Annotated in this window: 11 protein-coding genes; all 11 read left to right on the forward strand. The window is 61.4% G+C overall.

All coding sequences use genetic code 11. The features are described from left to right. The first annotated feature begins 4 nt into the window (after positions 1-4). The 11 genes from nuoG (at position 5) to ACY8FN_RS16270 (ending at position 14,481) form a co-directional block, all read left to right on the forward strand. Positions 5-2,761 (forward strand): NADH-quinone oxidoreductase subunit NuoG, encoded by a 2,757-nt coding sequence (nuoG, locus tag ACY8FN_RS16220; RefSeq protein ID WP_463100589.1) that lies wholly within the window; start codon positions 5-7, stop codon positions 2,759-2,761. Further along, on the forward strand, positions 2,758-3,726 hold the full coding sequence (gene nuoH / locus ACY8FN_RS16225) for an NADH-quinone oxidoreductase subunit NuoH (protein WP_042019045.1): 969 nt from the start codon (positions 2,758-2,760) through the stop codon (positions 3,724-3,726). The genes nuoG and nuoH overlap by 4 nt, the downstream gene beginning before the upstream one ends. A 10-nt stretch (positions 3,727-3,736) precedes the next feature. Beyond that, the gene (gene nuoI / locus ACY8FN_RS16230) at positions 3,737-4,279 is read left to right on the forward strand and encodes an NADH-quinone oxidoreductase subunit NuoI (protein WP_463100590.1); all 543 of its coding nucleotides are present in this window, start codon (positions 3,737-3,739) and stop codon (positions 4,277-4,279) included. Between the two features lie 10 nt (positions 4,280-4,289). After that, the gene (nuoJ, locus tag ACY8FN_RS16235; protein WP_101316562.1) at positions 4,290-4,841 is read left to right on the forward strand and encodes an NADH-quinone oxidoreductase subunit J; all 552 of its coding nucleotides are present in this window, start codon (positions 4,290-4,292) and stop codon (positions 4,839-4,841) included. After that, entirely contained in the window at positions 4,838-5,146 is a 309-nt protein-coding gene (gene nuoK / locus ACY8FN_RS16240; protein ID WP_042019042.1) for an NADH-quinone oxidoreductase subunit NuoK, read from the forward strand. The genes nuoJ and nuoK overlap by 4 nt, the downstream gene beginning before the upstream one ends. Next, on the forward strand, positions 5,143-6,990 hold the full coding sequence (nuoL, locus tag ACY8FN_RS16245; protein WP_463100591.1) for an NADH-quinone oxidoreductase subunit L: 1,848 nt from the start codon (positions 5,143-5,145) through the stop codon (positions 6,988-6,990). Before nuoK ends, nuoL begins: the two co-directional genes overlap by 4 nt. A gap of 98 nt (positions 6,991-7,088) precedes the next feature. After that, positions 7,089-8,633: an NADH-quinone oxidoreductase subunit M gene (gene nuoM, locus ACY8FN_RS16250; protein WP_463100592.1), complete on the forward strand. Its 1,545-nt coding sequence runs from the start codon at positions 7,089-7,091 to the stop codon at positions 8,631-8,633. Continuing rightward, positions 8,630-10,093 carry an NADH-quinone oxidoreductase subunit NuoN gene (gene nuoN, locus ACY8FN_RS16255; protein ID WP_463100593.1) on the forward strand — a complete coding sequence of 488 codons (1,464 nt, stop codon included), beginning with the start codon at positions 8,630-8,632 and terminating at the stop codon, positions 10,091-10,093. Before nuoM ends, nuoN begins: the two co-directional genes overlap by 4 nt. A 251-nt stretch (positions 10,094-10,344) precedes the next feature. Next, positions 10,345-11,481 (forward strand): FIST C-terminal domain-containing protein, encoded by a 1,137-nt coding sequence (locus ACY8FN_RS16260; RefSeq protein ID WP_463100594.1) that lies wholly within the window; start codon positions 10,345-10,347, stop codon positions 11,479-11,481. Beyond that, entirely contained in the window at positions 11,478-12,935 is a 1,458-nt protein-coding gene (locus ACY8FN_RS16265) for an HD domain-containing phosphohydrolase (protein ID WP_463100595.1), read from the forward strand. Before ACY8FN_RS16260 ends, ACY8FN_RS16265 begins: the two co-directional genes overlap by 4 nt. Position 12,936: 1 nt before the next feature. After that, entirely contained in the window at positions 12,937-14,481 is a 1,545-nt protein-coding gene (locus tag ACY8FN_RS16270) for an HD domain-containing phosphohydrolase (RefSeq protein ID WP_463100596.1), read from the forward strand. The last annotated feature ends 22 nt before the right edge of the window (positions 14,482-14,503 follow it).

Here is a 14,503-nt window from a genome sequence, read left to right on the forward strand (position 1 = left end):
TTGTATGGCAACCATTTATGTAGACGGTAAAGAGTACGAGGTGGACGGGGCAGACAACCTGCTGCAAGCCTGTCTCTCCTTAGGGCTGGACGTCCCCTATTTTTGCTGGCATCCGGCGCTGGGTAGCGTCGGCGCCTGCCGCCAGTGTGCGGTCAAGCAGTATCAGAATGCCGACGACAAGCGCGGCCGTCTGGTCATGTCCTGCATGACCCCCTCTACCGATGGCACTTATATCTCCATCGAAGATGAAGAGGCAAAAGAGTTTCGCAAATGCGTGGTGGAGTGGCAGATGACCAACCACCCCCACGACTGCCCGGTATGTGAAGAGGGGGGTGCCTGCCACCTGCAGGACATGACGGTGATGACTGGCCACAACAGCCGTCGTTACCGCTTCACCAAGCGCACCCACCAGAATCAGGAGCTGGGGCCTTTCATCAATCACGAGATGAACCGCTGCATCGCCTGCTATCGCTGCGTCCGTTATTACAAGGATTATGCCGGTGGCGAGGATCTGGGTGTCTACGGTGCCCATGACAACGTCTATTTCGGCCGGGTCGAAGATGGCACCCTGGAGAGCGAATTTTCCGGCAACCTGGTGGAGGTTTGCCCCACCGGCGTCTTCACCGACAAGACCCACTCCGAGCGCTACAACCGCAAGTGGGACATGCAGTTTGCCCCCAGCATCTGCCAGCAATGTTCCGTGGGCTGCAACATTAGCCCCGGTGAACGTTATGGCGAGCTGCGCCGCATCGAGAACCGCTTCCACGGCAGCCTCAACCACTACTTCCTCTGTGACCGTGGCCGCTTTGGCTATGGCTATGTCAATCTGGCGGATCGCCCGCGTCAGCCACTGCTCAAAGATGGCAGCGACCAGCTGACCATCACGGTAGATGGCGCCCTCAACCGCGCCGCCGATGCCCTGCGCACCGCCAGCGGCGTCATCGGCATCGGCTCGCCCCGCGCCTCGCTGGAGAGCAACTTTGCCCTGCGCGAGCTGGTGGGTGAAGCCAACTTCTACGCAGGCGTCGAGCAGGCCGAGTGGGCCTGTCAGCTGAAGATGCTGCAGATCCTGCAACAGGGTGGCGTGCCGACCCCGAGCCTGCGGGACATGGAAGAGGCCGATGCCATTCTGGTGCTCGGCGAAGATGTCACCATGAGCGCCGCCCGTATCGCACTGGCGCTGCGTCAGGCGGTCAAGGGCAAGGCCCGCGAACTGGCCCGCAAGATGAAGGTAGATCTGTGGCAGGTTGCCGCCGTTCAGACCTTGGGTCAAAACGAGCGCTACCCGCTGCTGATCACCAGTCTCGACACCACCCGTCTTGACGATGTGGCGGCCGACAAGCTGCACGCCCCCTATGCCGATCAGGCGCGCCTTGGCTTTGCCATCGCCAACCTGCTCGACCCGGCCGCACCGGCCGTGACAGATCTCGGCGCCGAGCAGCAGGCACAAGCGGCTCGCTGGGCCGAGCTGCTGGGCAACGCCAAAAAGCCGCTTATCATTGCAGGCTCAAGTGCCCACGATGTGGCGCTGGTCGACGCGGCCAGCAACATTGCCCGCGCCCTGAAAGGCCGTGGCCAGGAAGCCAGCATCGCGCTGGTTGGCCAAGAGGCCAACTCACTGGGTCTGGCCATGCTGGGCGCTCAAGCACTGTCAGCCAAGCCGCTCGAAGCCGCTTTCGAGCGAATCGAGGCGGAAGATGGACTGGCACTGGTAACCCTGGAGAACGATCTCTACCGCCGCGCACCGCGCAACCGGGTGGACGCTGCACTGGCCCGACTGCAACACCTGCTGGTCATCGACCATCAGGCGACCCTGACTGCCAACAAGGCTGATCTGGTGCTGCCAGCGGCCAGTTTTGCCGAGGCCGATGGCACCCTGGTCAATATGGAAGGGCGCGCCCAGCGCTTCTTCCAGGTCTATGCCCCCGCCTTCTACAACGCCGACATTCAGGTGCGTGAAGGGTGGCGCTGGCTGGCTGCGCTGCAAGGGGCGCTCGAGCACAAGCCGCTGCGCTGGCAGACCTATGAGCAGATCAGCCATGACTGCGCCACCAGCCATCCGCTGCTGGCCACCATGCTGGAAGCGGCGCCCAACGCGGGCTTGCGCATCCGTGGCATGCGGCTGGCCCGCGAGCCGCACCGCTACAGCGGTCGCACCTCCATGCTGGCGGATCAGAACGTCAGCGAGCCACGGGTGGCGCAGGATCCCGACTCCCCCTTCAACTTCTCCATGGAAGGGTATGCCGGTGCCCGCCAGAACATGCCGCAAGTGCCCTTTGCCTGGGCACCAGGCTGGAACTCCCCCTCCGCCTGGAACAAGTTCCAGGATGAAGTCGGTGGTCATCTGCGTGCTGGCGATCCGGGCCGCCGTCTGCTGGAAGTAAACGACCAGCAAACAGAAGGTAAGGAGCCACTCGGCTGGTTTGCCACCATCCCCGCCCCCTTCAAGGCCGCAGAGGCGCTGCAGGTGGTCAATTATGCCCAGCTGTTTGGCGGCGAGGAGCTGTCGGCCCGCAGCCCGGTCATTCAGGCCCGGATGAACGAACCCGAGCTGGTGCTCAACCCCCTTGATGCGCAGCGTCTGGCCCTCCATGGGGGCAGTCAGGTCTCCTTCTCCTGGGGCGGTAGCCACTGGCAGTTGCGCTTGCGTCTTAGTGCACAGCTGAGCGCCGGTCTGGTGGGGCTCCCCCTTGGGGTGAACGGCCTACCCACGGCCCTGCAACAAGCCTCAATCACTAACCTGCAGGAGGTGATCGCATGAGCGAGTCGCTGATCGATCTGTTGCTGGAGGTGGGCAAGGCACTGATAGTGCTGGTGGGGATCGTGGGGGCTGGCGCCTTCATGAGCTTCATCGAGCGCCGTCTGCTGGCCCTGTGGCAGGATCGCTACGGCCCCAACCGGGTCGGGCCGTTTGGCCTGCTCCAGCTGGCCGCCGACATGATCAAGATGTTCTTCAAGGAGGACTGGATCCCGCCGTTCGCCGATCGCCGGATCTTTATCCTGGCCCCCATCATCGCCTTCACCGCCTTTATTCTGGCGTTTGCGGTGGTGCCCATCACCCCCACCTGGGGCGTGGCGGATCTCAACGTGGGGCTGCTCTACATCCTGGCCATCGCGGGGCTGGCGGTCTATGCGGTGTTGTTCGCCGGCTGGTCGAGCAACAACAAATATTCCCTGCTCGGCAGCTTGCGCGCCTCGGCCCAGACCCTCTCCTACGAGGTGTTTCTCGGCCTCTCCTTGATGGGGATCGTGATCCAGACCGGCAGCTTCAACCTGCGGGATATCGTCGAGGCACAGGCAGATTTGTGGAACGTGGTGCCCCAGATCCTGGGCTTTGTCACCTTCCTGTTTGCCGGTGTCGCCGTCACCCACCGTCACCCGTTTGACCAGCCAGAAGCCGAGCAGGAGCTCGCCGATGGCTATCACATCGAGTACGCGGGGATGAAGTGGGGTCTCTTCTTCGTGGGCGAGTATATCGGCATAGTGCTGATCTCTTCGCTCATCGTGACCCTCTTCTTCGGTGGCTGGCATGGCCCCTGGTTGCCCCCCTTCATCTGGTTTGCCCTGAAGACCGCCTGTTTCATGGTGTTCTTTATCCTGCTGCGGGCTTCCCTGCCTCGCCCGCGCTTTGACCAGGTGATGTCGTTTGGCTGGAAAGTCTGCTTGCCGCTGACCTTGATCAATATGCTGATCACCGCGGCAGTTGTACTGATAAGTACGCAGTGAGGCACTCAATATGAAAATTTTTAGCATTATTCAGGGTGTCGGCACCCAGTTACGCAGCCTGGCCATGGTTTTCTCCCATGCCTGGCGGCCCCGTGAAACCCTGAGCTATCCGGAAGAGGCGGTCTATGCGGCCCCCCGCTACCGCGGGCGCATCGTGCTGACCCGTGACCCCGACGGAGACGAGCGCTGTGTGGCCTGCAACCTCTGCGCGGTCGCCTGCCCGGTTGGCTGCATCTCGCTGCAAAAGTCCGAGCGGGAAGATGGCCGCTGGTATCCGGAGTTCTTTCGCATCAACTTCTCTCGCTGCATCTTCTGCGGCCTGTGCGAAGAGGCCTGCCCCACCACCGCCATCCAGCTAACGCCGGATTTCGAGATGGGTGAGTATCGCCGCCAGGATCTGGTGTACGAGAAGGAAGATCTGCTGATCAGTGGGCCCGGCAAATATCCGGACTACAACTTCTATCGCATGAGCGGGATGGCCATCGACGGCAAACCGAAAGGGGATGCCGAACACGAAGCCAAACCCATCGATGTCAAGAGCCTGCTGCCCTGAGGAGTCAATCATGGAACTGGCATTTTATGCCTCGGCCCTGGTGGCCATTTACAGCACGCTGCGGGTGATCAGCACCAGCAATCCGATGCATGCGCTGCTCAATCTCATCATCTCCCTCATCGCCGTGGCCATGATCTTTTTCTGCCTGGGCGCCTCCTTTGCGGGCGCTCTGCAGGTGATCGTCTACGCAGGCGCCATCATGGTGCTGTTCGTGTTCGTGGTGATGATGCTGAACTTGGGAACTGCGCAAGTGCAGGAGAAGACCTGGCTTACCCCCATGACCTGGGTCGGCCCTGCCCTGCTCTCACTGGTGCTGCTGGGCTTTCTGGCCCACGGCATTCTCGGGGTGACCGGGGGCCTGATCGGGGTGACCGAGGTGACCGCCAAGCAGGTCGGTATCGAGCTCTTTGGCCCCTATGTACTGGCCGTCGAGCTCGCCTCCATCCTGCTGCTGGCCGGTCTGGTAACCGCCTACCATCTGGGCCGGGAAGAGAAGAACGGTGAAGTGCTCTCGGTCCCTCGCGCAGCATCCCGCTCTGCACAAGAAGGAGATCAGCAATGAATGGAATCCCTATGGAGCACGGACTTTTGCTGGCCGCGGTGCTGTTCTGCATCGGCTTGTGCGGTCTGCTGATCCGCCGCAACCTGCTCTACATCCTGATGAGTATCGAGATCATGATGAATGCCTCGGCACTGGCGTTTGTGGTGGCGGGTAGCCGCTGGGCCCAGGCCGATGGCCAGATCATGTACATCTTGGTGATTTCTCTGGCAGCAGCAGAGGCCAGTATCGGCCTCGCCCTGTTACTGCTGCTCTATCGTCGTTACCACACCCTGAACGTGGACATTGTGAGCGAGATGCGCGGATGAGCCTCTTATACCTGACTTTTCTATTTCCGCTGCTGGGATGGCTGGTGCTGGCCTTCTCCCTCGGCCGGTTTGGCGAGCGTACCTCGGCACAGATCGGGGTGGGCTCCATTGGCCTGTCGGCCCTCACCACCCTGTGGGTGGGCATCGACTTTCTGGGCAACCCGCCCGAGGGGGGCGTCTATGTCCAGCGCCTGTGGCAATGGATGGCGGTGGGCAACTTTACCCCGAGCTTCTCGCTGGCACTGGATGGCCTGTCGCTGACCATGCTGGGGGTGGTGACCGGGGTCGGTTTCTTCATTCACCTGTTTGCCTCCTGGTATATGCGCGGAGAAGAGGGTTACTCCCGCTTCTTCACCTACACCAACCTCTTTATCGCCAGCATGCTGTTTCTGGTACTGGCCGATGACCTGCTGTTTGTCTACCTCGGCTGGGAAGGGGTGGGGCTGTGCAGCTACCTGCTGATCGGCTTCTACTACAAGGATCGCAACAACGGCGCGGCGGCCCTCAAGGCCTTTATCGTGACCCGGGTGGGTGATGTGTTCCTCGCCATCGGCCTGTTTATCCTCTACCAGGAACTGGGCACCCTTAATATCCACGAACTGCTGGTGCGGGCGCCCACCATGTTTGCCGAGGGCTCCCCTGCCCTGTCGCTGGCCTGCCTGATGCTGCTGGGTGGTGCGGTCGGTAAATCGGCCCAGTTGCCGCTGCAAACCTGGCTGGCGGATGCAATGGCTGGCCCGACCCCGGTCTCTGCACTGATCCACGCCGCCACCATGGTGACCGCCGGTGTCTACCTGATTGCCCGTACCCACGGCTTGTTCCTGCTGGCGCCTGAGGTGCTGCATCTGGTCGGTCTGGTTGGCGCCATCACGCTAGTGCTGGCAGGCTTTGCCGCACTGGTTCAGACCGACATCAAGCGGATCCTCGCCTACTCCACCATGAGCCAGATTGGCTACATGTTCCTGGCACTCGGTGTCGGCGCATGGGAAGGGGCCATCTTCCACCTGATGACCCACGCCTTCTTCAAGGCGCTGCTGTTTCTCTCCGCCGGTGCCGTCATCGTCGCCTGCCACCACGAGCAGAACATCTTCAAGATGGGTGGCCTGCGCAAGAGCCTGCCGCTGGTCTATGCCTGCTTCCTGGTGGGTGGCTCCGCGCTGGCGGCGTTGCCGCTGGTCACCTCCGGTTTCTACAGTAAGGACGCCATTTTGTGGCAAGTAGCAGCCTCGGGCCAAAGCGCGCTGCTGTGGGCGGGTCTGGTGGGGGCATTCCTCACCTCGCTCTATACCTTCCGGCTGATCTTTATCGCCTTCCATGGCAAAGAGCAGACCAAAGCCCACGCGGGCCACGGTCTGGCTCACCACTTGCCGCTGCTGGTGCTGCTGGTGCTCTCTACCGGCATTGGGGCGCTGATCACCCCGCCGCTGGCCGGGGTACTGCCGGCAGGCCCGGGGGACCATATCGAAGAGGGTCGCCATGCACTGGAGGTAGCCTCCGGCATCATCGCCATCGCAGGCATTGCACTGGCGGCCTTGCTGTTCCTCGGTGAGCGCCGACTGGCCACCTCGATTGCCAACAGTGCGCCGGGCCGCCTGCTCAGCCCCCTCTGGTTCAACGCCTGGGGCTTTGACTGGCTCTATGACCAGCTGTGGGTCAAACCCTATCTGCTGGCTACCCAGCTGCTGGCCCGGGATCCGCTGGACCGCACCATGGAGCTGCCCGCCTGGTTTGCCCTGCGTGGCAACCAGCTGCTGGCCTGGACCGTGACCGGCAAATTGCGCTGGTATGCCGCCTCCATGGGGATCGGTGCCGTGCTGGTGCTGGCGCTGTTGCTGCTGGGGTAACACGATGAACAACCGGACAATCATACAGCCAGGCTGTTTGCTCTCCCTGATGGAACAGGGAGCGCAATCTCATATGAACTTGAACGAGAGCTGATACCGTGACCTTACTCTGGATCTTGCTAATTCCTTTTATCGGCGGCTTGCTCTGCTGGCAGATGGAGCGTCTCGGCGGGCAGTTTGTCCGCTGGGTAGCCCTCATCTCCATGAGCGCCAGCCTGCTGCTCTCCTGCGCCATCTGGCTCGGTAGTGACTTCTCGCTTGCCACGACCGGTCTCGACAGCGCTGGCGTCACCGGTGCCGCCTCCGCCTGGGCCGCCGAGTGGCGCCTGCCGTGGATCCCCCGCTTCGGCATCTCTTTGCATCTGGCGGTAGATGGCTTGTCGCTCTTAATGGTGATGCTCACCTGCTTTATCGGGGTGCTGGCCATCCTCTGTTCGTGGAAAGAGATCGTGCAGCGCATCGGCTTCTTCCACCTCAACCTGCTGTGGATCCTGGGCGGGGTGCTCGGCGTCTTTATGGCGCTGGACCTGTTCCTGTTCTTCTTCTTCTGGGAGATGATGCTGGTCCCCATGTACTTCCTGATTGCGCTGTGGGGCCACTCGGTCACTGACGGCAAATCACGGATCAACGCCGCGACCAAGTTCTTTATCTACACCCAGGTGAGTGGCCTGATCATGCTGGTAGCCATCATCGGGCTGGTGCTGACCCACCAGCATGCCACCGGTGTCTACACCTTCAACTATCTGGACCTGCTCAACACCCCGATGAGCAACAGCGTTGAGTGGTTGCTGATGCTGGGCTTCTTCATCGCCTTCGCGGTCAAGATGCCGCTGGTGCCGCTGCACGGCTGGCTGCCGGATGCCCACAGTCAGGCGCCAACCGCAGGCTCGGTGGACCTGGCCGGTATTTTGCTGAAAACCGCCGCCTACGGTCTGCTGCGCTTTGCCCTGCCGCTGTTCCCCGAAGCTTCTGCCGAATTTGCCCCCTACGCCATGGTGCTGGGCCTGATCGGTATCGTCTACGGTGCCATAGTGGCGTTCGGCCAGACCGACATCAAACGGTTGGTGGCCTACACCAGCATCTCCCACATGGGCTTTGTGATGATCGCCATCTACTCGGGTAGCGAAGTGGCCCTGCAGGGCGCCGTGGTGCAGATGATCGCCCACGGTCTTTCTGCCGCCGGTCTCTTTATCCTGTGTGGTCAGCTCTACGAGCGGCTGCACACCCGCGACTTGCGCCTGATGGGCGGCCTGTGGGGCCGTCTGCGCTATCTGCCCGGCGTGATGTTGTTCTTCTCGGTGGCATCGCTCGGCATGCCGGGTACCGGCAACTTCGTCGGCGAGTTCCTGATCCTGGTCGGCAGCTTCCAGGTGGCCCCGGTCATCACAGCGGTCGCCACCTTCGGTCTGGTCCTGGCCTCGGTCTACTCCCTCATCATGTTGCAGCGCGCCTGCTTTGGCCCCGCCAAGGATGAGAGCGTGCTCAAGGGACTGGATCGCCGCGAGCTGACCATGATGATGGTGATCGCAGGTCTCTTGGTACTGCTTGGCCTCTATCCCCAACCCGTGATTGATACCGCCAGCAGCAGCCTTATAAACGTGCTGCACTGGTATCTGCTGCCGACTGCTGGAGCCCTGCAATGACTTTCTCCGCTTCCCAACTGCTGGCACTGCTTCCCCTGCTATTGACCACCGGGGCCATGGCGGCCCTGATGCTGGCCATCGCCTGGCGCCGCTGTGTCACCACCGCCTTTACCGTGACCATTGTTGGCCTCAATCTGGCGCTGTTCTCCCTGCCCATCGTGATGGCGCAGGGGGATCAGGGGGTTACCCCGCTGCTGCAAGTAGATGGCTATGCCGTTTTCTACATGGGACTGGTGCTGATCGGTGCGCTGGCCACCTGTACCTTCGGCCAGTCGTGGCTGAAAGCCTACCCGGACAACCGGGAGGAGTTCTTCCTGCTGCTGCTGATCGCCACTGCTGGTGGTCTGGTGCTGGCCTGCTCCCGCCACCTCGCCTCCCTGTTTATCGGGATCGAGATGCTGACCCTGCCGATGTTCGGTCTGGTGGGTTATGCCTACCGTGAGCGCCATTCGCTGGAAGCTGCGGTGAAGTACATGGTGCTCTCTGCCGCCGCCACCGCCTTCTTGCTGTTTGGTATGGCGCTGCTCTACGCGCAGGCTGGCAGCCTGAGCTTTGCCGCCCTGGGGCAGACCCTGGCCCAGAGCCCGGCTCACCATCCGCTGCTGATGGGCGGTTTGGGGCTAATGCTGGTCGGCTTTGCCTTCAAACTCTCCCTGGCCCCCTTCCACCTCTGGACCCCGGATGTTTATGAAGGTGCTCCGGCACCGGTCGCCACTTTCCTCGCCACCGTCAGCAAGGTCGCGGTCTTTGCCGTGCTGCTGCGTTTTTATCTGGCGGTACCGGCGGCGAGCGATCCCATGATCCACTGGCTGCTGGCGGCGATGGCGGTCATCTCCATCCTTGTCGGCAACCTGCTGGCACTGGTGCAGACCAACATCAAGCGGATGCTGGGTTACTCTTCCATCTCCCACTTCGGCTACCTGCTGGCAGTGATCGTGGCGAGCCGTATCGGCCAGATGCCGGTGGAAGCGGCCGGGGTCTATCTGCTGATGTATCTGTTCACCAGCCTGGGTGCCTTTGGCGTAGTGAGCATGATGTCGAGCCCCTATCGCGGCAAGGATGCAGACTCCCTGCACAGCTATCGCGGCCTGTTCTGGAAGCGCCCTTACCTCACTGCCGTTATGACGGTGATGATGCTCTCCCTTGCAGGCATCCCGATGACCCTGGGCTTTATCGGCAAGTTCTACCTCATCGGCGTGACCGTCGAGGCCCAGCTCTGGTGGCTCTCCGGTGCCATCGTGCTCGGCAGCGCACTGGGTCTCTACTACTACCTCAAGGTGATGGTGACCCTCTATATGCGCGAGCCGGGTATGCAGCAGCGGGATGCCAGCGCCGACTGGGCACTCTCCTCCGGCGGCGTGGTAGTACTGCTCTCTGCCGCACTGGTGGTGTTGCTGGGGCTCTATCCCCAGCCAGTCATCAGCCTGGTACAAGGGTTCCAGCACGTGGTGTTGCAGTAACCTTTACCGTCGTTACCCCTCATCATTACCCGCAAAACCGGCAGCCTTGGCTGCCGGTTTTTTCTTTTCAGCCCGGTGAACGTGCTTGCCCGTTCTCTTTGGCTCGCCACCCCATCACCCTGCGACAGGAGAGTCCCGGTCACCCGAGTTGGCGTTCAGTTACAGTCACAGTCACAGTCACAGGGATTAACAATATCCTTATGAATCTCATGTTGATATAATCATCAGATTCTGGAATGGAGTTCAGATTGATGAAGCAACATTACGTTTGCCAATTTAACCCGACAGAACTGGCCGCCACGCTTGCTCCCTTGCAAGGCCGCAAGCTGACCATACTGCTGGCTGAACAGGATTGTGCGCAGGTCGCGCTGCTGCAGCAGTTGTGCAGCGACCTTGAGATCACCCTCGATGGCGCCATTTTCCCCCAGCTGCTCGGCGCGCAAGGATTGCTACCACAGGGGGCATGGTTACTGCCCAGACCGGAACCCTATCAGGCAACCTTGATACCGCTGCCACCAGAGGGGGATGCAGTACAGCTGGCCCGACTGATCACAGATCAGGTGGCAAGCATGCTGGCCACCTGGCCAGCCCTCTCGCCGCCACCCACCCTGTTTCTGACCTTCGACAACCTCATCCCCAATATTGCCTCCATTCTGGATGCGCTTTATCTGCAGCTGGCCAATCGCGTCAACTATGCCGGCACCAATGCGGGCAGCGGCCACTTCACCCCCCTTGCCTGTCTGTTCGACAACCAGCGGCTACTTGCCTACGGGGTGACCTGCACGCTGCTGCCAAACAACAGCTTTCCCTTTCTGGAGCATGGCTATCAACTCTCGGCCCAACCGATGCTGGCGACCGGCAGCGGCGCCAACACCATCACCTACATCGACTGGCAACCGGCTTTTCACACCTATCAGGAGCTGATCCGCCAGCAGTTCCAGCACACGCTGACGCACGAGGAGCTCTACCACTTCGCGGTACACATGCCCCTTGGCCTGCTCCTTGCCAATGGGGATGTGATTGTCAGGATCCCGTTCGATGTGACGGATGAGGGTGCCCTGGTCTGCTCGAGCGAAGTATCCGAGCACAGCATCCTCACGCTGCTGAAAGCGCCGGAGAGTGCCACCGATCATGCCTGCTCACTGGCCCGACGCCTCTGCCAGCAGCAGGCCCTCACCCGGGCGCATCTGCTGGAGGTTTACTACTGCGCAGGGCGCCAGCTGCACTTCGGCCAGCAAACCGTGACCGAGTTGCGCACCCTGCTGAGCGACTCGGGCGCGGGCGAGCTGGCAGGCGCACTCTCACTGGGTGAAATTGGCAGCATCCGCAGTGGGGATTATCCCCAGTTTCATAACGGCGCCATTCTCTGCAACGGGGCATTGGTATGAATAACGATCACGCCATGGCGATTGTGTGCGATCTGGCGCTCTGTATCGGGCGCGAAGTGACGCTGGACGCCCTGCTTACCAAGGTATTGCAGCGTTTCATGTACCACTGCGCCACACCGGTTGGCGTGGTCTTGCAACAAAAACCGGAGGGATACACCCTGCTCAAGGCGATTGGCGACGAGCAGTTGTGCCAGCATACCGGCACCACCCTGACCCTGCCTGCTTGGGTCAGCGAGGAGGCGCGCTGCCTGCTGCAGCAGACGATCCCGCTGCCGGGTAGCCGTTCTTACCGCTTTGCCTATCGCCTCAGGGTCGACGGGGGCTATCTCATCTTGTTGCTCGCCCCCCAGCCACAGCAGCAACTGGTGCCCGTCTGCCATCTGTTCAGCCCGGTGCTCGGCAATCTGGCGCGCACCATTCAGTTGTGCAAAGACAGCGAACTGCTCGCCCAGCGCCAGCAAGCCGAATTGAAAGATCTGCAGCACTTCAACCAATCCCTGCTCAAAGCCATCCCGATCCCGGTGTTCTACAAGGATATCGAGGGGCGTTTTCTGGGCTGCAATCCGGCCTTCAGTCAGGTAATCGGGATCAGCAAAGAGTCGCTACTCGGCAAGCGGACCCATGAATTGCTGCCCGTCGGCATGGCGGAGGAGTACTCCATACGGGAAACCGAATTACTGCGAAACCACCAGCCCCAGTGCTTTGAACTGCAACTGCACGATCGCAATGGCATGCGCTATAACGTCATCTGTTTCAAGGATCTCTTCTACGACCATCAGGGGATGATCGCGGGCATCATCGGCACCCTGGTCGATATCACCCGCCTTAAAGAGAGCGAACGCCACCAGCGTGACCTGCTGTTCCAGGCCATCAGCGCCCTCGCCAGCGCCATCTCTCACAAGGATCGCAACAGCGCAGGCCATGAGCAGAGAGTGCATGATCTGGCGCTGGCCATCGGGCAGGCCATGCAGCTGCGTCAGGAGCAGCTCGATGGGCTGGGGCTAGCCGCCATGGTGCACAATATCGGCCTGCTGCAGACCCCCACCGAGATCATCACCCGCCCCCGTGAACTGCGGCCGTTGGAATTCGAGCTGATCAAGCAGCATCCGCAAGCAGGTCATGACATCCTCACTCAGATCGACTTCCCCTGGCCCATCGCCACCATAGTGTTGCAACACCATGAGAACCTTGACGGCAGCGGATACCCGATGGGGCTGACAGGCAACGCCATCACCCTGGAGGCGCGCATTATCCGGGTGGCGGACTCACTGATCGCCATGACGGCCCATCGCCCGTTTCGCCGCGCCATGCCCCTGAGCGACGCCTTTGCCGAACTGACCCGCTATGCCGGGATCCGTTACGATGAACAGGTCGTCAATACCTGCATCCAGCTGTGGCAGACCGGCTACGGCTTCAGCCCCTCCATCAGCCAGGTCATGCACAAGGCGGGATAATATGTCTGAACTGCTCACCCCCTATTCATCCCGCCATCACCTGCCAGATGCCCTCCCCTCATCGGCCATGTTGCTGACTCAGGTGATGGACCAGCTCCCCTACCGGGTGCTGCTCAAGGACACTCGCTTCATCTACCTCGCCGGCAACCGCCTGCTGGCCGATGATCTGGCCCTGACTCCCGAGGCATTGGTCGGCAAGAGTGACAGCGATTTTTTTCCGCCCGAACTGGTGCGACGCTATCGGGAGGATGACACTCGGGTGATGCGCGAAGGCATACATCAGCACATCGAAGAACCCTATCTCAAGGGCAGAGAGTCCCGCTGGCTCAGCACCACCAAGTTTCCCCTGCGCGACAAAGCGGGGGCGATCGTGGGGGTCGGCATCTTCTTTGAAGACATTACCGAACAGAAGTGGCAACAGGAGAAGCTGCAGCAGTACCGCTGGACCCAGCAAGCGATCAGTCGCGCCCATCACGCCTTGCTCAAACCGGGCGATGAACATCTGCTGCTGCAAGATATTTGTGATGCAATCGCCTTCGACGACCGCTTTCCGTTGGTGGCGGTGCTGCAGAGTTCCCCGGATCCCGGCCAACCACCCCGGGTCGTGGCGCGGGCAGGCAGTGCCGACGCCTCAGAGCAGGCACTGTGGTTGACCGATGATGCCCTCGGACCGGCCATCCTCCACCAACGCAGCCTCAATCAGATCATCTGCCATGAGCCGCAGCAGCACAGACGCCACCCACTTTACTCCCACCTGCTGATCCCCCTGCTACTGCAGGGAGAACAGCCGGGGGCACTGCTCATTCACAGCGACCAGCAACGGCTGTTCAGTCAGGAGGAGGAGCAGCTCTTCATCCAGTTGACCGACTACCTCGCCTACGGCCTGCAAGCGCGCCATACCCAGCAGGCCTACCTGCACTCGCAGCAGGAGAAGATCCTCCACGCCCGCCAACTGGAGCTGGCACTGGAAGATGCACTGGGGGCCATCGCCGCCGTGCTGGAGCAGCGCGATCCCTACACGGCGGGTCATCAGAAACATGTTGCCCGGCTGGCGCAGGCTATCGGTAGGGAGCTCCGGCTGGCAGAAAGGCAGCTGCGGGGACTCTATCTGGGGGCCATGGTGCACGATATCGGCAAGATCCAGGTGCCCGCCGAGATCCTCACCAAACCGGATCGCCTGACACCGCTCGAGTTCGAGCTGGTCAAGGAGCACCCGGCTATCGGCTATCTGGTGCTCAAGGATATCGACTTCCCCTGGCCCATCGCCCAAATGATCCACCAGCACCATGAATATCTCGATGGCTCCGGCTACCCACAGGGGCTCAAGGGGGATGAGATCCTGCAGGAGGCCCGCATCCTCACCGTCGCCGATATCGTCGAATCCATGTCATCGGATCGCCCCTACCGCGCCGCCCTTGGCATTCCCCAGGCACGGGAGCAGATCGTCCAGATGCGCGGCCACCAGCTCGATGCGGATGTGGTGGATGCCTGTCTGCGGATCCTCGACCGGGGGGACTTTATCCCCCAACCGCTCGGCAAGCCGTAACGCCGCAGATCAAAAAACCGGC

Source organism: Aeromonas sp. 160P, assembly GCF_055193095.1.